The sequence below is a fragment of the Pseudomonas sp. IT-232MI5 genome, assembly GCF_949767845.1.
Lineage (GTDB): Bacteria > Pseudomonadota > Gammaproteobacteria > Pseudomonadales > Pseudomonadaceae > Aquipseudomonas.
Window position 1 is genome coordinate 512,218 of record NZ_CATKQE010000033.1, and the last position, 16,184, is coordinate 528,401.

The 16,184-nt window shown below is 60.0% G+C and carries 16 protein-coding genes and 1 pseudogene; 10 read left to right on the plus strand and 7 right to left on the minus strand.

Annotated elements, in window-relative coordinates; translation table 11 throughout:
* Positions 1 to 139 precede the first annotated feature (139 nt).
* The 5 genes and pseudogenes from ACM6JQ_RS18320 to ACM6JQ_RS18340 form a co-directional block, all read right to left on the minus strand.
* A complete protein-coding gene (locus tag ACM6JQ_RS18320; RefSeq protein ID WP_414894434.1) occupies positions 140 to 1,165 on the minus strand; it encodes a GlxA family transcriptional regulator in 1,026 nt (341 codons plus the stop codon).
* Between the two features lie 50 nt (positions 1,166 to 1,215).
* Positions 1,216 to 2,337, minus strand: a pseudogene (locus tag ACM6JQ_RS18325) (agmatine deiminase family protein).
* Between the two features lie 47 nt (positions 2,338 to 2,384).
* Positions 2,385 to 3,488 carry an extracellular solute-binding protein gene (locus ACM6JQ_RS18330; protein WP_414894435.1) on the minus strand — a complete coding sequence of 368 codons (1,104 nt, stop codon included), beginning with the start codon at positions 3,486 to 3,488 and terminating at the stop codon, positions 2,385 to 2,387.
* Between the two features lies 1 nt (position 3,489).
* Positions 3,490 to 4,398, minus strand: coding sequence for an N-carbamoylputrescine amidase (gene aguB, locus ACM6JQ_RS18335; protein WP_095111999.1), 909 nt, complete (start codon positions 4,396 to 4,398; stop codon positions 3,490 to 3,492).
* A 4-nt stretch (positions 4,399 to 4,402) separates the two neighbouring features.
* Entirely contained in the window at positions 4,403 to 5,455 is a 1,053-nt protein-coding gene (locus ACM6JQ_RS18340; protein WP_007919090.1) for an agmatine/peptidylarginine deiminase, read from the minus strand.
* A 111-nt stretch (positions 5,456 to 5,566) separates the two neighbouring features.
* On the opposite strand from ACM6JQ_RS18340, the gene ACM6JQ_RS18345 reads away from it, so the two are divergent.
* Complete coding sequence (locus ACM6JQ_RS18345) at positions 5,567 to 6,475, plus strand: LysR substrate-binding domain-containing protein (protein ID WP_007919091.1); 909 nt, start codon at positions 5,567 to 5,569, stop codon at positions 6,473 to 6,475.
* On the opposite strand, the gene ACM6JQ_RS18350 is transcribed toward ACM6JQ_RS18345, so the two are convergent.
* Both ACM6JQ_RS18350 and ACM6JQ_RS18355 read right to left on the minus strand, forming a co-directional pair.
* A complete protein-coding gene (locus ACM6JQ_RS18350) occupies positions 6,424 to 7,584 on the minus strand; it encodes a radical SAM/SPASM domain-containing protein (protein WP_007919092.1) in 1,161 nt (386 codons plus the stop codon). The genes ACM6JQ_RS18345 and ACM6JQ_RS18350 overlap by 52 nt on opposite strands.
* Positions 7,585 to 7,707: 123 nt before the next feature.
* Positions 7,708 to 8,601, minus strand: a complete 894-nt coding sequence (locus tag ACM6JQ_RS18355) for a LysR substrate-binding domain-containing protein (protein WP_414894436.1) — start codon at positions 8,599 to 8,601, stop codon at positions 7,708 to 7,710.
* Between the two features lie 115 nt (positions 8,602 to 8,716).
* Between ACM6JQ_RS18355 and ACM6JQ_RS18360 the strand changes: the two genes are divergently transcribed.
* The 9 genes from ACM6JQ_RS18360 (at position 8,717) to ACM6JQ_RS18400 (ending at position 16,044) form a co-directional block, all read left to right on the plus strand.
* Positions 8,717 to 9,118, plus strand: a complete 402-nt coding sequence (locus ACM6JQ_RS18360; protein ID WP_007919094.1) for a RidA family protein — start codon at positions 8,717 to 8,719, stop codon at positions 9,116 to 9,118.
* Between the two features lie 73 nt (positions 9,119 to 9,191).
* Complete coding sequence (locus ACM6JQ_RS18365) at positions 9,192 to 9,749, plus strand: transcriptional regulator (RefSeq protein ID WP_414894437.1); 558 nt, start codon at positions 9,192 to 9,194, stop codon at positions 9,747 to 9,749.
* A gap of 75 nt (positions 9,750 to 9,824) precedes the next feature.
* Positions 9,825 to 10,397 (plus strand): HD domain-containing protein, encoded by a 573-nt coding sequence (locus ACM6JQ_RS18370; RefSeq protein WP_414894438.1) that lies wholly within the window; start codon positions 9,825 to 9,827, stop codon positions 10,395 to 10,397.
* 205 nt (positions 10,398 to 10,602) lie between these two features.
* Positions 10,603 to 11,466, plus strand: a complete 864-nt coding sequence (locus ACM6JQ_RS18375; protein WP_095111994.1) for a putative selenate ABC transporter substrate-binding protein — start codon at positions 10,603 to 10,605, stop codon at positions 11,464 to 11,466.
* A complete protein-coding gene (locus ACM6JQ_RS18380) occupies positions 11,463 to 12,260 on the plus strand; it encodes a phosphonate ABC transporter ATP-binding protein (protein ID WP_414894440.1) in 798 nt (265 codons plus the stop codon). Before ACM6JQ_RS18375 ends, ACM6JQ_RS18380 begins: the two co-directional genes overlap by 4 nt.
* Positions 12,254 to 13,078 carry a PhnE/PtxC family ABC transporter permease gene (locus ACM6JQ_RS18385; protein WP_007919103.1) on the plus strand — a complete coding sequence of 275 codons (825 nt, stop codon included), beginning with the start codon at positions 12,254 to 12,256 and terminating at the stop codon, positions 13,076 to 13,078. Before ACM6JQ_RS18380 ends, ACM6JQ_RS18385 begins: the two co-directional genes overlap by 7 nt.
* Positions 13,075 to 13,842 carry a phosphonate ABC transporter, permease protein PhnE gene (gene phnE / locus ACM6JQ_RS18390; RefSeq protein ID WP_007919110.1) on the plus strand — a complete coding sequence of 256 codons (768 nt, stop codon included), beginning with the start codon at positions 13,075 to 13,077 and terminating at the stop codon, positions 13,840 to 13,842. Before ACM6JQ_RS18385 ends, phnE begins: the two co-directional genes overlap by 4 nt.
* A gap of 188 nt (positions 13,843 to 14,030) precedes the next feature.
* A complete protein-coding gene (locus ACM6JQ_RS18395; protein ID WP_414894441.1) occupies positions 14,031 to 15,710 on the plus strand; it encodes an MFS transporter in 1,680 nt (559 codons plus the stop codon).
* 118 nt (positions 15,711 to 15,828) lie between these two features.
* Positions 15,829 to 16,044, plus strand: a complete 216-nt coding sequence (locus tag ACM6JQ_RS18400) for a hypothetical protein (RefSeq protein ID WP_414894442.1) — start codon at positions 15,829 to 15,831, stop codon at positions 16,042 to 16,044.
* Positions 16,045 to 16,184: the final 140 nt, after the last annotated feature.

Here is a 16,184-nt window from a genome sequence, read left to right on the forward strand (position 1 = left end):
GCGCTTCGGTGATGTATAAGGTCTTCAAGAGCCCCTCACCCTAGCCCTCTCCCAGAGGGAGAGGGAACTGACCAGGGTGTTTGGGGGAGGTACGCCGACGTGGGATTTCGAGGTGAATTCAGGTGGGTGACGGCTTGGGTTATTTGACCAGGCGTTTTTCTTTGGAAGGTCTGTAGCCGAAATATGAGCTGTAGCATTTGCTGAAATGGCTCGGCGAGACGAAGCCGCAAGCGACCAGCACTTCTACTTGTGACAGCTCGGTGTGCTGCAACAAACGCCGTGCTTCGGTGATGCGCAGTTCCAGGTAATAACGCTGCGGCGTGGTGCCCAGTTGTTCCTTGAACAAGCGCTCCAACTGGCGACGTGAGCGCCCCGCGTACACCGCCAGTTGCTCCAGCTCCAGCGGTTCCTCCAGATTGGCGTCCATCAGCTTCACCACTTCACGCAACGGCGCACTGACACAGATGTTCTCGTCTGGTTTGATGCGCCGGTAGCGCGATTCCTCGAAGGCGAGGATGTCCTCGATACCTTCGACCAACGCCTTGCCGTGCAGGCTTTTGATCCAGTCCAGCGCCATATGGAAAGCCCCGGACGGACTCGACGCCGTGAGCCGGTCGCGATCGATCACGTAGGGCTCACTGCTGACGTGGGTGGACTTGGCGATCTCGGTCAGTGCCGGACGGTGCTCCGGGTGGATTGCGCAGCGGTAGCCATCGAGCAGCCCGGCCCGGCCGAGAAACCACGAACCGTTCCACAACCCGGCGAGAGAGATGCCGCGCTCCGCTGCGGATCTGAGCAAGCCGATAAATTCATCACTCGCGCGCAGTTCGGTGCGATAACCGCCACACACCACTAGCAGATCCAGCTGCTGAAGCGCGGCCGAATCCAGACGTGCATCGGGGCGGATCACCAGCCCCAGATCACTAATGACTTCGCCGTCGCCCAAGCCAAACGTGCGCGACGAAAACAACCCCGGGCGCAGCAGATTAGTGGTGACAACCGTATCCAGCGCCTGGGTAAACGCCGGCAATGAAAAATGTTCCAGCAGCAAAAAACCGGTGCGGGTCATGCGCGCGTCATCCGCGCCTTGCTCATTCAGATAGCGGAGGTTTTTCCCCTTCATGCCTCCGCTGAATTGGCGTCGTTCGATCAAGTTCGGGTCCATCGGTCATGTTGTTGTGCGCCGATAGTTGGCTTGATCCGCCAAAGAGTCAATCACGCCTGTGGTTGATGGCTGGTGACGCAGTGAATTCCACCGCCACCGGCGGCGATTGCATCAATGTTGAGCTGGACGATTTCGCGATCCGGATACAGTTGCGACAACAGATCGAAAGCCTTTTTGTCTGCCGCTTTATCGCCGAACTCCGGGGCGATGATCGCGCCGTTGATGACGAAGTAATTGATTTAACCGGCAGCAAAGTCCGGGTTGTTCTGGTTGAACTTGCTTTTGCGCGGATTCAGCGGCGGCGACATCGTGTGGATCTGCAATTTGCGACCGTCGGCATCGGTGGCGTTCTTGAGGATTTCCAGGTGCGCCAGGGTGACCTTGTGATCGTAGGATTCAGGGTCGGTGTCGAGGTTGGCAATCACCACGCCGGGCTTGATGAAACGCGCGTAGAAATCGACGTGAGCGTCGGTGATGTCCTTGCCCTTGATGCCCGGCAGCCAAATGATTTTGCGCAGGCCCAGACGCTCCTTCAGTTCAGCTTCGACATCGGCCTTGCTCCAGTCCGGATTGCGGTTGCGGTTGATCCAGCTGCTCTCGGTCATGATCCCGGTGCCGTGACCGTCGACCTCGATGCCACCGCCCTCGCCCACCAGATCGGTGCGGATGTAGGTGGCTTGTGCGTCGTCGGCGACCAGTGCGGCGATCTTCGAGTCTTTACCGTGCTGCTGTTTGCCACCCCAACCGTTGAAGTTGAAGTCCACCGCGCCCAGGCCACCCTTGTCGTCGATGACGAAGTTGGCGCCGATGTCGCGCATCCAGATGTCATCCAGCCCGGCAGTGACGTAAGTGATATTGCGCGTACCGCAAAATTCTTCGGCGATGCTGCGCTCGTTCTTGCGGCAGAACACGGTGACCGGTTCAAACCGGGCGATGGCGCGGGCGATACGACCGAGCGCTTCCTGGACGTCTTCGGTGAAGTCTTCCCAGATCGCGTCCTGCGCGCCGAAAGCGATGTAGGCGCGCTCATGTTTATCGCCTTCGTCGGGCATGAACCAGCGGCCTTGCGCGGCGGCGAGGACTTTGCCCGGCGACAGGCCGAGGCCCATGAATGCCGCGCCGACACCGGCGGCGACCGTGACTTGTTTGATGAACTCGCGACGAGTCGACATGTTGCTTTTCCTGTAGAAAAAGGCCGGCGCAACACGCCGGCCATGGATCATTTGCCAGTGGCAGTCTTGAATTTGGTCCAGGTGCGCATACGCGCGCGCATGTCCGGTTGGGGAATGTCCTTGCCCGGAATCAAACGAGCATAGGTCGCTTCGTCGAGGTAGATATCCGGGTTGTCACGCATACTTGCATCGACGCTCGCCCGCGCCTTGGCGTTGGAAGTCGGGTAGCCGGTGAAATTGCTGATCGCTGCCATGTTCTCGGGGCGCATGACAAAGTTGATGAACGCGTAGGCGTATTCCGGGTGTTTGGCGTCGACCGGAATGGCCATGGTGTCCATCCACACCGTCGTGCCTTCGCGCGGCACGCGATACTGGAAGCGCGTGTGTTTGCCGGCACTGTCCGAGGTGCGTTGCGCCTGGGTCATGTCACCGCTGTAACCCAGCGACAGGCACAGATTGCCGTTGACCAGATCGGTCACCGGTTGCGACTGGAATTTGCGGATGTACGGGCGCAACTTCATCAGCAACTCGCTGGCCGCTGCCAGATCTTCGGCTTTGCCGCTGCGCGGATCGCGACCGAGGTAGTTGAGCACTACCGCCAATGCCTCATCCGGCGAATCGATCATCGAAATCCCGCAATCGGCAAACTTCGCCGCCAGCTCAGGCTTGAACAGCATGTCGAGGCTGTTGACCGGTGCGTCCGCCATGCGCTGTTTGATCTGCTCTTCGTTGTAGGTCAGGCCAATGGTGCCCCAGGTGTAGGGCACCGTGGCCTTGCTGGAATGCTCGTAATGGCCGCGCAGTTTCTGCAAACCGGGTTCGATATCAGCCAATTCCGTCAGCTTCGTTTGATCCAGCGGCATCAGGCTGCCGGCAAGCATCAAGCGCTCGGCGACGGTGTCGCCGGGGAAGATCAGGTCGTAACCGCTGCCGCCGGAGAGCATCTTGGCTTCGAGGGTCTCGCTGCCGTCCATGACGTCATAAATCACCTTGATCCCGGTTTCGGCGGTGAAGCGGCTCAGCGTGTCTTCAGCAAAATAATCGGCCCAGTTGTACAGCCGCAGGGTTTTGTCTTCGGCGTGCAGCGACGGTATCAAGCAGATCAGCGCCAGGCCGATCGCGCCGCGCAAGCGTTTGTGGTGGATAGCCATGTCAAACCCCTTGAGTGTTCCAGCGTGCATGGAGGTGGCGACCGTCCTGACTGAGCAGCGGCCCATACATGTCCGGACGACGATCGCGATAGATGCCCCAGCTCAAACGCTCTTCGCGCATGGCGGCCAGATCGACGCTGTGCAGCAGCACACCGGTACTGTCGCGGTCAGCGCTGGCGAGCAATTGGCCCTTGTGATCGCTGATGAACGACGAGCCGTAGAAGCTCATTTGCAGGTTCGAATCGGTGGTCGCGGTTTCTCGACCAACGCGGTTCGACGCCACCACCGGCAGCAAATTGGCCGCCGCATGGCCGCGCATGGTCATCTGCCAATGGTCGCGGGAATCCAGCGCCGCGCAGCCCGGTTCCGAGCCGATCGCCGTTGGATACAGCAACACCTCAGCACCCATCAACGCCAGGCAACGCGCGGTTTCCGGGAACCACTGATCCCAGCAGATGCCGACGCCGAGGCGGCCGAACGCGGTGTCCCAGACTTTGAAACCGGTGTCGCCGGGGCTGAAATATTCCTTCTCCTGATAGCCGATGGCATTGGGGATATGGGTCTTGCGATACACACCCAACAGGCGCCCGTCAGCATCGGCCACGCTCAGCGAATTGAAGTAAGCGTTGCCGGCCTTTTCGAACCAGCTCAGCGGCAACACCACGCCCAACTCGCGGGCCAGTGCGGCGAAGCGAACGAGCACGCGGCTGTCACGGTATTCCTCGGCCAGGGCCATGTGTTTATGGCTTTGTTCGATGCAGAAGTACGGTGTGGCGAACAGCTCCTGCAACAGGATCACTTGCGCGCCCTGCTTCGCGGCGTCGCGGACGAGCTGCTCGGCGCGATCAAGGTTTCCCGGTAAATCCCAAGTGCACGGCATCTGGGTGGTGGCGATGGTCAGAATGCTCATGCGTTCAACCTCTCAACGGCCAGGCCGGCTGCTGTTGCGTGATGCAATGCACCCCGCCGCCACCATGGGCCAGATGATTGATCCTTACCGGCACCACTTCGCGGCCGGGGAAGGCTTGCTCCAGCACTTTGGAGGCGACGTTGTCAGCCTCGATGCCATACGCCGGCATGATGATCGCGCCGTTGGCGATGTAGAAATTGGTGTAGGACGCACAGAACACTTCGGCTTCGGTGTCGACCGCATCGGTGGCTTCGAACAGTTCGATCAGCTCGAATTTGCGCCCCTGCGCATCGGTGGCGAGTTCCAACGCACGACGGTTTTCCCGCGCCACTTCGGCGTACACCGAAGACTGGTCGTGAGTGGCGTCAACCAGCAGCACACCCGGACGGGCAAAGGCGCAGACGCCATCGACGTGGCCGTCAGTCATGTCGCCGGTGACGTAATCCGGATCGCCCGGCAGCCAAATGGTTTTCTTCACGCCGAGCAAACGGCTGAAGATCGCTTCCATCTCGGCTTTGCCAATGCCGGGGTTGCGATTGGGGTTGAGCAGCACCGATTCGGTGGTGATCAGCGTGCCTTCACCGTCGACATGAATCGCCCCGCCTTCGTTGCTCAGTGGCGTGCCGAAGCATTCCAGGCCAAGGTGATTGAGTGCGCGGCGCGCCAGGCTTTCGTCCAGATCATGCGCCGACTTGCCGCCCCAGGCGTTGAAACGCCAGCTGACACCGGCCAGCCCTTGCTGCGGATGGCAGACAAACGTCGGGCCGGAATCGCGGCACCAACTGTCATTCACGTCCAGCGGGATCAATTCAATGTTCGGGCCGCACAAGGCTTTGGCGCTGGCGATGGCCGACGGGTCGATCACCAGTTTCACCGGTTCGAAACGGGCGATGGCGTTGGCGACGCGCGCAAAATCTTCCTGCACCTGCGCCAGGGTCACGCGCCAACCGGATTCCCACAACGTCTGGTTGTGCGGCCAGACCATCCACGTCGCGGCATGGGTCACCCACTCTGCCGGCATCATCCAGGCGCTGTTTTTATTGTCGTTGTGCTGCATGATAAGCCTCGCTAGTTAAGCCAATGTGTTCACGCCGCCAATGCTACGGACGCGCAAACAGGCAAACAAACGATGGATTTAGCGCACAACTGATTAGAGGAGCTTATCGATATGCTCAAGCACTGGCCGCCGCTCAGTTCCCTGCGTGGCTTCGAAGCCGCCGCCCGGCTCGGTAGTTTTCACAAGGCCGCCGAAGAGCTGAGCCTCACCCAATCGGCGATCAGTCAGCAGATTCGCAGCCTTGAGGCGTACCTGGAACAGCCGCTGTTTTTCCGCAGCGGTCGCAGCGTGGCATTGACCGATGCCGGCCACGACTTGCTCAGCACCACGCAAGCGATGCTGCAGCAATTGGCGGTGGGGATTCGGCGCTTGGGCCAGTATCAGAAACCCAATCAACTGGTGCTCAACACCACACCGGCATTCGCTCGGCATTGGCTGTTGCCGCGTTTGGCGGATTTTCGCGCGCAGCATCCCGAGGTAGACCTGTGGATTTACAGCACCGATGAAGTGCCGGACATGGCCACGCAGACCATCGACATCGCTGTGCGCGACGACATCAGCTCGCAGGCCGAATGCAGTTTCAAAGTGCTGCACGCCGACCGGCTATTTCCAGCCTGTCACCCGAGGGTTTTAGCGTTGCCGGCAGCACAACGCACCACGTTGCATGGCGAGCGGGAAATGGACTGGAGTCATTGGGCGGTCGAGGCCGGGATCGACGTCGGCCAGCAGGATCAGGGGCTGAATTTTTCCGATCCGGGATTGCTGCTCGACGCCGCATGTTCGGGGCTGGGCATCGCGCTGGTCAGCCAATTGCTAAGCCGTCAGGCGCGCGCTGACGGCTTATTGCAACCCTTGGTCGAGAACACCATTCGCGGGCCGAACTGGGCTCTGCTGACCCACCGCGACAGTGAGCATGATCCGCTGGCGAAAAGCTTTATCGCCTGGTTATCAGCCCACCTGAGCCCAGTTCAGACCACCGAGAACACACCAGCTCCCATTCTTCCTTCCAGACGGCCATGAAGCACATAGTGCTGATAGCCACTTTTCAATTGTCCGGTGGAAACGGCGTGCCTGACATCGTCGTTTAGCTGGAGATACTGGGCTTCATCGAAACGTTCAGCACTGACTTCACCCGCACGCCCCAGCAGTTCGCTGTCCACAGCAAGCCCTAGGCTACTGAGATTCTCGAAATCAAGAATGCGATTAACCGCGTGGCGCTCCAGCACGCCTTGGTTGGGGTACATCGAGTAGATATGCAGGCCTTTTTTCGCGCAGCGATTGCACATGTCGACGCAGTTTTGCTGCGTCGATTTGCGACGTGTCAGTTCAGCAAGCGGCATGTCGAGGTACTTGCCGACCTGATATTCGGTCTGATTGAAGATCGTGCAGCACAGCACCGTATTACCATCGCAGTCGATCACCAGCCAGTCATCCTTGAGCGAGCAAGCTTGCTCGGGGTAATGCTGGATAACGTTGACCAGATCGTCGTACGGCGGCAGTGCCAGGCGTTTCAGGGTTTCCAGATCGGTAGGCGTGACAGACGGGTCTCGCTCGACAATGGCCAGAGTTTTCTCCAGCGGCATCATCACCGAATAGCCGGTGGTGAAGATGAAGCCCAGGCGCTCACTGAACTCGCGCATCAGTGCTTCTTCTTCGATGTTATCCAGATAGCGGTGATAGTAAACGTCGACCCGGGTACTCAAACGCAATCGCTGTTTGATCTCATGCAGGGCAAGCATGTTCTGCTTTACGACTTCGATATCGCCGCCGACATGACCCTTTTTGTAGGTCTCCTGATTAAAACCCGACAGCGATATGCGGAAGTAACTCGGTTCGGCCAACAAGGCCTTTTCCATGTTCTTGGCCAGATTCAGGTTGGTGCTGATGCCGCTTTCCATGCCGGCAGCATTGATGATCTCGATGAATTCGCCAATTTTGGGATGAACCAGTGGCTCGGTCCAGTTGTAGAGGAAGATGGTATCAACGCCCTCGGTCCCGGCCTTTTCGACAATCTGCCTGAACATGTCGAGTTGCATGGCTTTTTTGAAGTTGAGATTTTCCGAGTTGCCCATCGGGCAAGAGGGACAGCTCAGATTGCATGCACCGACGATATCGATGTACATATTCATGCGGGTGAAGCTCCTTGAGTTGAAAGCCATGCATCTCATCGCTACAGGCTTTCAGGTCGCCGAATGTGTTGGTTTTTTGACGGCATTGGCACAGCGGCTAGCAATAAGCGCACCAAAATGCCGTCACGCCATCAACGCCACCACCCAATCGATGAACACTCGCAGTTTCAGGCTGACATGCCGGTTCGGCGGATAAGCCACATAGAGCGGCATCGGTTCGAGTTGCCAGTCCTCGAACAGCGGCACCAGTTCGCCGCGCGCCTCGTGGGCGGCAGACATGTATTTGGGCAGCCACAGCACGCCCAAGCCCGCCAGACCTGCCGCGAGGTAGGCATTACCATCATCGACCGCGAGCACGTGCTGGCCTTTGATTTGCAGGTTTTCGCTGGCGTTGTGCAAGGCATACGGCACCGGTTTGCCGGTGCGTGCCCAGAGGAAACCGACTACGCGATGATGGCTGTCCTCCAGCTCCCGTGGATGCGCAGGTGTGCCCGCCCGCGCCAGGTATTGCGGCGCGGCAAACACGCCCAACTGCAGGTCGGCGACCTTGCGCGCCATCAGCGACAAGTCCATAAGCTCGCCACCGCGCACCACACAATCAACATTCTCATCAATGATGTCGACGATGCGGTCGCTGACGCCCATGTCGATCTGGATATCCGGATAACGCGCGTGAAACTCAGGCAGGGCCGGCACCAGAATCAACCGCGCCAGCGGGCTCGGCACGTCCACGCGCAGTCGGCCCTTGGGCAACGCGGCCGCGCCGGGCAGGCTGGTTTCGGCGTCGTCCATATCCGCCAGTAACTTGATCACCCGCTCGTAATAAACCGCGCCATCGGCGGTGACGTTGACCTTGCGCGTGGTGCGGTTGAGCAGTTTGACCCGCAGCCGTGCCTCCAACTGTTGAACCAGTTGCGTCACGGTGGTTTTGCTCATGTGCAGGGTTTCTGCCGCTTTGGTGAAACTCCCCGCCTCGACCACCCGGGCAAAGGCTTGCATTGCGTCAAAACGGTCCAAGGTGCGCCCTCGATTGTTTGGATTTCACAAACAGTGAACGCCAAGCTTGCGCGTTTATCGCCCGCCTGCAAATACCTACAGTGGCTCCATCAACTCAAATGAAGGAGACACTCCCATGACTCAGCGCGATGTTGTTTTCCCACCCGCACGCCGCACCCTCTATGAGCGGCATCGATACTCGCCAGCCATTCGCTCCAACGGTTTTCTGTTTGTCTCGGGACAGGTCGGCAGCACCGAGGACGGCACGCCCGAGCCGGACCTGAAAAACCAGGTGCGTCAGGCTTTCACTAACCTCAATGCAATCCTTGAGGAGGCCGGTGGCAGCTTCGATGACGTGGTCGATGTCACCGTGTTTATCGTTGACCCCCAGTCGAAATTCGAGACGATCTGGGATGTGGTGCTGACCGAGTTCTGGGGCGAGGCGCCGCATCCGACGGTAACGGCTGTTGGTGTGACGTGGCTGTATGGGTTTGATTTCGAGATCAAGGTCATTGCCAGACTGCCCGAAGCAGTCTGATCGTCAGATCGATTTGCAGCAGAGGTCGGCAGTCTTCAGACTGGCGGCCCTTTAGATTTTTCCGACATCCATCATGTCAGTTTCATTGCTCAAACCTGCCCTCCCCGGCATCGCCCTGCGTCGTTGGCGCTTGTTGCATCGCGTCAAGCAAAGCCATGCCGCGCAGATGTTCAACGTCACCCAATCGACTATTTCCCGTTGGGAAAGTGGCGTGCTGGCGCTGGATCCGGCTGCGCATCTACAGCTTGAGCAATTGCTGGCCGCGCGTCTCGACACGGCAGCCGATCAGGCTCTCGCCCGTCTGGTGCGCGAAAGCACGCGACCGGTGCATCTGGTCTGTGACCTCACCCACCGCTTGCTGGCCTGCTCCCCAGCCCGTGCCGCGCAGTTCGCCAGCCCGTTGAGCCAATTGCTCGGGCAATCGTTGTGGCGTTTCGTGACGCCGGAAATCGCCAGCAACGAACTCGCACTCGACGCCCTCGGCTGGCGCGAACTGCAGGCGCCACCAGCGCTGGAATTCGTCACCGGCAACAACGACTCCAACATTGTGCCGATCCGCCAAAGCCTGTGCCGCTGGACCCGGCTTCCGCTGTCGGACGGCACGGCGGCGCGGCTGGTCGAGACGCTCTGAACGCATATTTTATGCGTGGACGCTCACCCACATCAGTTCTAGGCTTGCCTCTCGGTTCCACCATCGGGCAAGTTCATGGACCTCGAAAAAATCAGCGGACGCCTCGAATTTCTGCGTGAAGCGGAAAAACTCAAGGACGTTCTCCGAAGCGCACACACCTCAAGCGGCCGCACCGAAAGCACCGCCGAACACAGTTGGCGCCTGTGCCTGATGGCGATGGTTTTCGCCGATGAACTGGTCGGACTCGACCTGCTGAAAGTGCTGAAGATGTGCGTGATTCACGACTTGGGCGAAGCGATCAACGGCGACATCCCGGCAGTCGATCAGGCCGCGTTCCCCGACAAGGCTGAGCAGGAGCGTAATGACCTTCTGCTGCTCACCCGCTCGCTTGATGAGGCGCTGAGAAACGAGATTCTTGCGTTGTGGGACGACTACGAACATGCCCGGTCTGCCGAAGCCAAAGCGGTCAAGGCATTGGATAAGCTGGAAACCCTGTTGCAACACACTCAGGGCCAGAACCCGGCGGACTTCGACTACCGCTTCAATCTGACCTACGGCAAAAAGCACACCAGTGCCGCACCGGTTTTCGCTGCACTGCGCGCCCTCATCGATCAGGACACTCAGGCAAGAATCCAGCAAGCGAAGTGAACTCGTCGCGTCCGGCATCGCCCGCGCCCCGGCGAACAATACGATCAACGCTCGCCTTCAAGGGTTGGCCGGCTTACAAATCCACATCTGTTGATGCTGGTCTTTGATGCCTTGAGTGCGTATAACCTCGCCGTTTCGTCTACCCTGAGTTTGCGCCTCACGTCGCCACTTCAGCCCTTTTGACGCTCACGAAACGGAGATTCCCATGCTCAAACGAACCCTGGCACTGACCGCCGGCCTGGCGCTGTCCTTTTCTGCCCTTGTGACCCACGCCGCCGACGTTTTGCGGGTCAGCGCGATTCCCGATGAAGCGCCGACCGAACTGCTGCGCAAATTCGAGCCGCTGGGTGCCTATCTGGAGCAGCAACTGGGCATGAAGGTGCAGTTCGTGCCGGTGGCCGATTACCCGGCAGTGGTTGAAGCCCTCGCGACTGATCGCCTCGACATGGCCTGGCTCGGCGGTTTTACCTTTGTGCAGGCGCGTTTGAAGACTGATGCAACGACGCCGGTGATTCCGCTGGTACAACGCGAACAGGATGCGCAGTTCACCAGCAAATTCATCACTGCTGACCCGAACGTGAAGAGCCTCGCCGACTTGAAGGGCAAGACCTTCGCCTTCGGTTCGGTATCGTCGACTTCCGGCAGTCTGATGCCGCGTTACTTCATGCTGAAAAACGACAACATCAAGCCTGAAGCGTATTTCAGCCGTGTCGCCTACTCCGGCGCGCACGATGCCACCGTAGCCTGGGTGCAGGCCGGCAAGGTCGACGCCGGTGTACTGAACGCCAGCGTCTGGCAGAAACTGGTGGATGCCGGCAAGGTCGACACCAACAAGGTCAAAGTCTTCGCCACCACCCCGACCTACTTCGATTACAACTGGACCGTGCGCGGCACCCTCGACCCGGCACTGGCGGCGAAAATCAAGAAAGCCTTCCTCGATCTGGACCCGGCCAACCCGGAGCAGAAAAAGATTCTTGATCTGCAGGCCGCCAGCCGTTTCATCGACACCAAGCCCGAGAACTACAAGGGTATCGAGGAAGCCGCCCGCGCCGCCGAATTGCTGAAATGACCCTGAGCCTCAACCAGGGCCGCCTGCGCCACGCCAATGGAATCGACGCCCTGCGCGGTGTCGATTTGCAGATTGGCGTTGGCGAACAGGTCGCCATCATTGGCCCGTCCGGGGCCGGAAAATCGAGTTTGCTCAACCTGCTGGCCACCGCGTTGCGGCCCAGCAGCGGCGAGATCGAAGTGCTCGGCGAGCGTGCCTGGCACTTGTCGGCCCGCCAGCGTCAGCGCCTGCGCGCGCGGATTGGTCTGGTGCATCAGGCGCCACCGCTACCACCGCGGCAGCGCGTCGTTACGGCAGTGCTGGCCGGCAAACTCGGCCAATGGAGTCTGGGTAAAAGCCTATTGAATCTGCTGCATCCCGTGGATGTGGCCGGGGCGCGGGCGGCTCTGGCGCGACTGGATCTGGGCGAAAAACTGTTCGCCCATTGCCAGCAATTGTCCGGCGGCCAGTTACAACGTGTCGGCATCGCCCGCGTGTTGTATCAGGCACCGGAAATTCTCTTGGCCGACGAACCGGTGTCGGCAATGGATCCGGTCATGGCCGGGCATACGCTGTCGATCCTCTCCCGGCATGCCCGCGAGCACAACGTCACGCTGGTGGCCAGCCTGCATGCGGTGGATCTGGCGCTGTCGCACTTCCCACGGATCATAGGTCTGCGCGACGGGCAGATTCTGTTCGACTGCTCCTCCGATCAAGTCAGCCCCGAGATGCTCGATACGCTTTACGCCAACGAAAAACTGCAATCGCCGACCGCTGCGGTGGCGCCTCTGACTGTGCAGATTCCACGATGCTGAAAGCCGATTCACGCGATCCCGCGGCGTGGCCACGGCTGCTGCTGACGTTGCTGGCGATTGCCTTGCTGTGGCCGGGCGTCCAGCTCAGCGAACTGAATCTGGGTGTACTGCTGCCCGACAGCCAGAATGAGATGGGCCGTTTTGTTGCGCAGTTCTGGCCACCGGCGCACGACCAAGCATTTCTGCAGTTACTGCTCAAAGCCACCCTGCAGACCCTGGCCATCGCCACTGCTGGCATGGCATTGGCGTTGGTGTTGGCGATACCGGCAGGCCTGATCGCCAGCCGCGCGCTGTCGCTGTCCGCCGCTTCACGCGGTGGAGTGCCAAGCCGACTGGGGCGTCTGTTGCGCTGGCCGGTGCGCGGACTGTTGATTTTCCTGCGCAGCGTGCCGGAAATCGTCTGGGCGCTGCTTTTTGTGCGCGCCGTAGGGTTGGGGCCGGCAGCCGGTGTGCTGGCCATCGCCATCACCTACAGCGGCATGCTCGGCAAGGTCTACGCGGAGATTTTCGAATCCACCGACCAGCGCCCGGCGCACGCGTTGTTGCAGGCCGGCAGCGGCCGACTGGCGGCGTTTGCTTACGGCACATTACCCAATGTCGCGTCGGAACTGCTTTCCTACACGGTCTATCGCTGGGAATGCGCGATCCGTGCGTCGGTGGTGATGGGCTTTGTCGGCGCCGGAGGTTTGGGTCAGCAGATCGACCTGTCGATCCGCATGTTCGCCGGCGGTGAAGTCGCCAGTATTCTGCTGTGCTTTCTGATTCTGGTGCTGGCCGCCGATCAACTCAGCCGCTTGTTGCGCTGGAGGCTGACATGAATCGCCTGATCAACCTGCTGCTGATCGCCGGCATCGCGCTGGCAGTGATTGCCTCGTTCGCTTATCTGGGGCTGGATCTCGGTGAACTGGGCAGCGCCACCAGTCTCAAGCAGATGGGCGCGTATGTGCAGCGTTTTCTCAGCCCGGATTTGAGTGCGGATTACCTCAAGGCAATCTTCCATGGTTCGCTGGAAACATTGGCCATGTCGGCCCTCGGCACGCTACTCGCGGCGGTGTTCGGCATCGTTCTCGCCCTGCCCGCCGCCGGGCGCTTTGGCTGGCCGCTGCAAAGTGCCTCGCGCCTGTTGCTCAATGCCTTGCGGGCGATTCCGGAACTGGTCTGGGCCGCACTGATGGTGCTTGCCGCCGGCCTCGGCCCGAACGCCGGCACCCTCGCCCTCGCCCTGCACACCACCGGCGTGCTCGGCCGCTTGTTCGCCGAGGCACTGGAAAATACGCCGCCGCAACCGGCCGAAGCCATTCGTTTGCAGGGTGGCAATCCGATTCTTGCGTTCTGCTACGGCACACTGCCGAACCTGGCGCCGCAGTTGCTCGCCTACATTCTGTATCGCTGGGAAAACAACATCCGCATGGCCAGCGTACTGGGTTTTGTCGGCGCCGGCGGGCTTGGGCAGATGCTCTATGTGAGCCTCAGCCTGTTTCAGGAAGCGCAAGCGAGCACGGTGATTCTGGCGATGCTGGTGCTGGTGTTTGTGGTCGACTGGCTGAGTGCGTGGAGTCGTCAGCGCTGGGTCAAGGCCTGATGCGCGGGCCGGCGGGTGGATATCTGGCAAAAGCTGATTATGCTTCAGGAAACCTTGCAGCCATGCGAGGCGGTCAGACTGTGCAAGTTTCACGCGAAAGCAATGGCGGTATTTGCCACAAGGCCAGAGTGCGATAAGCAGTAACGGGGGACTCCGGCCTTCAACAATAAGCACGACGGAGAACACCCATGGCCACAATCGACACAGCATCCACCGGCAGTCCACCGCGCAGCGGCGGCATCACCAAAGAGGAGCGCAAGGTTATCTTCGCCTCGTCCCTCGGTACGGTTTTCGAGTGGTACGACTTTTATCTCTACGGCTCACTGGCGGCGATCATCGCCAAGCACTTCTTCGCTGGCGTCAACGAAACCACCGCGTTCATTTTTGCCCTGCTCGCCTTTGCCGCGGGCTTCGCGGTGCGGCCGTTCGGGGCGATTGTGTTCGGCCGGCTCGGCGACATGATCGGGCGCAAACACACCTTCCTCATCACCATTGTCATCATGGGTGTGTCGACAGCGATCGTCGGTATTTTGCCCGGCTACGCGACCATCGGTGTCGCTGCCCCGGTCATCCTGATTACCCTGCGCCTGCTGCAAGGTCTGGCGCTGGGTGGCGAGTATGGCGGCGCCGCGACTTACGTGGCCGAGCACGCGCCGCGCAACAAACGCGGGTTCTTCACCTCGTGGATTCAAACCACTGCGACGCTTGGGCTGTTTCTGTCGTTGCTGGTGATCCTCGCCTGCCGCACCGCGCTGGGCACTGAAGCCTTCGAGGCGTGGGGCTGGCGGATTCCGTTCCTGCTGTCGATCCTGCTGTTGATCGTCTCGGTGTACATCCGCCTGCAACTGAGCGAGTCGCCGGTGTTCCAGAAAATGAAGGCTGAAGGCAAGGCGTCGAAGGCGCCGCTGACCGAGTCCTTCGCGCGCTGGGACAATCTCAAAGTAGTGATCATGTCGCTGCTCGGCGGTACTGCCGGGCAAGCAGTGGTCTGGTACACCGGACAGTTTTACGCGTTGTTCTTTCTGTTGCAGACACTGAAGATCGACCCGCAAACTGCCAACCTGTTGATCGCCGGCTCACTGCTGATTGGCACGCCGTTCTTCGTGATTTTCGGCAGCCTCTCCGACCGCATCGGGCGCAAGCCGATCATCATGGTCGGCTGCATGCTGGCGGCGCTGACCTACTTCCCGATCTTCCACGCGCTGACCCAGTACGGTAACCCCGACGTGTTCATCGCTCAGGAGAAGAACCCGGTCAAAGTGATCGCCAACCCCGATCAATGCTCGTTCCAGTTCGACCCGGTGGGCAAGGCCAAATTCACCAGCTCCTGCGACCTGGCCAAGACCCTGCTGGCAAAACGCGCGATACCGTATGAGAACGTGATCGCCGAACCCGGCACCGTCGCGCAAGTGCGCATCGGCGACAAAGTGGTCGAAAGTTTTGAAGGCAGCGCCCTGCCGGCCGCCGACTTCAAGGCTCGCAACGATGCGTTCACCGCGACCCTCGGCAGCGCACTCAAGGAGGCCGGTTATCCGGAGAAAGCCGATCCGGCGAAAACCAATTACCCGATGGTGCTGCTCCTGCTCACCGTTCTGGTGATCTACGTGACCATGGTCTACGGCCCGATTGCGGCGTGGCTGGTCGAGCTGTTCCCGACCCGCATTCGCTACACCTCGATGTCGCTGCCGTATCACATCGGTAACGGCTGGTTTGGCGGCTTCCTGCCGACGGTGGCGTTTGCCATGGTCGCCGCGACCGGGGACATCTATTACGGCTTGTGGTACCCGATCGTGATTGCGGTGATGACGGCGATACTCGGTACGTTCTTCCTGCCGGAAACCAAGGATCGCGACATTCTCAAGGACTGAACACCGTCAGCGCGCCCTCTCCAACGCGGGAGGGCGCCATTCGGCACTACCCGGCAAAAATATCGAACGCCTGCCGCACTGCCTGCCTCCAATGTTTACACCCTTGGAGGTCAGCAAAATGAACAGTGACGAGAAAACCCCCAAAGCCCCGCCAACCGACACGTCTGGCAAACCGGTGAATGTGGTCGAGCGCGATCTTGAAGACCGGGACGATGACACCGAAGCCGTGGATAAGGTCATCACGCCCTCGTCCACGAGAGTGAAGGAGCAGGACGCCGAGACGCTGCAGCGCAAGATCGATGAGATAGAGCGCAAAGTGGCCGATGGTAATTAGTGGTTTTGCAGGCGATCGCGACAGTCTGTTCGATCTACCCCCTCACCCCAGCCCTCTCCCCCAAGGGGCGAGGGGGAAAGGGAGCCGATTTGTGCGCTTTTCAAATCTTGCGTTCAACTCGGTATTTCAAGTCGGCGTCA

Excerpts from the sequence above, each read along its gene's own strand:
- ACM6JQ_RS18395 (WP_414894441.1), top strand. The coding sequence starts at position 14,031 with ATGGCCACAATCGACACAGCATCCACCGGCAGTCCACCGCGCAGCGGC.
- ACM6JQ_RS18365 (WP_414894437.1), top strand. The coding sequence starts at position 9,192 with ATGTCAGTTTCATTGCTCAAACCTGCCCTCCCCGGCATCGCCCTGCGT.
- ACM6JQ_RS18370 (WP_414894438.1), top strand. The coding sequence starts at position 9,825 with ATGGACCTCGAAAAAATCAGCGGACGCCTCGAATTTCTGCGTGAAGCG.
- ACM6JQ_RS18330 (WP_414894435.1), bottom strand. The coding sequence starts at position 3,488 with ATGGCTATCCACCACAAACGCTTGCGCGGCGCGATCGGCCTGGCGCTG.
- aguB (WP_095111999.1), bottom strand. The coding sequence starts at position 4,398 with ATGAGCATTCTGACCATCGCCACCACCCAGATGCCGTGCACTTGGGAT.
- ACM6JQ_RS18400 (WP_414894442.1), top strand. The coding sequence starts at position 15,829 with ATGAACAGTGACGAGAAAACCCCCAAAGCCCCGCCAACCGACACGTCT.
- ACM6JQ_RS18340 (WP_007919090.1), bottom strand. The coding sequence starts at position 5,455 with ATGCAGCACAACGACAATAAAAACAGCGCCTGGATGATGCCGGCAGAG.
- phnE (WP_007919110.1), top strand. The coding sequence starts at position 13,075 with ATGAATCGCCTGATCAACCTGCTGCTGATCGCCGGCATCGCGCTGGCA.
- ACM6JQ_RS18350 (WP_007919092.1), bottom strand. The coding sequence starts at position 7,584 with ATGAATATGTACATCGATATCGTCGGTGCATGCAATCTGAGCTGTCCC.
- ACM6JQ_RS18345 (WP_007919091.1), top strand. The coding sequence starts at position 5,567 with ATGCTCAAGCACTGGCCGCCGCTCAGTTCCCTGCGTGGCTTCGAAGCC.
- ACM6JQ_RS18385 (WP_007919103.1), top strand. The coding sequence starts at position 12,254 with ATGCTGAAAGCCGATTCACGCGATCCCGCGGCGTGGCCACGGCTGCTG.
- ACM6JQ_RS18380 (WP_414894440.1), top strand. The coding sequence starts at position 11,463 with ATGACCCTGAGCCTCAACCAGGGCCGCCTGCGCCACGCCAATGGAATC.
- ACM6JQ_RS18320 (WP_414894434.1), bottom strand. The coding sequence starts at position 1,165 with ATGGACCCGAACTTGATCGAACGACGCCAATTCAGCGGAGGCATGAAG.
- ACM6JQ_RS18360 (WP_007919094.1), top strand. The coding sequence starts at position 8,717 with ATGACTCAGCGCGATGTTGTTTTCCCACCCGCACGCCGCACCCTCTAT.
- ACM6JQ_RS18375 (WP_095111994.1), top strand. The coding sequence starts at position 10,603 with ATGCTCAAACGAACCCTGGCACTGACCGCCGGCCTGGCGCTGTCCTTT.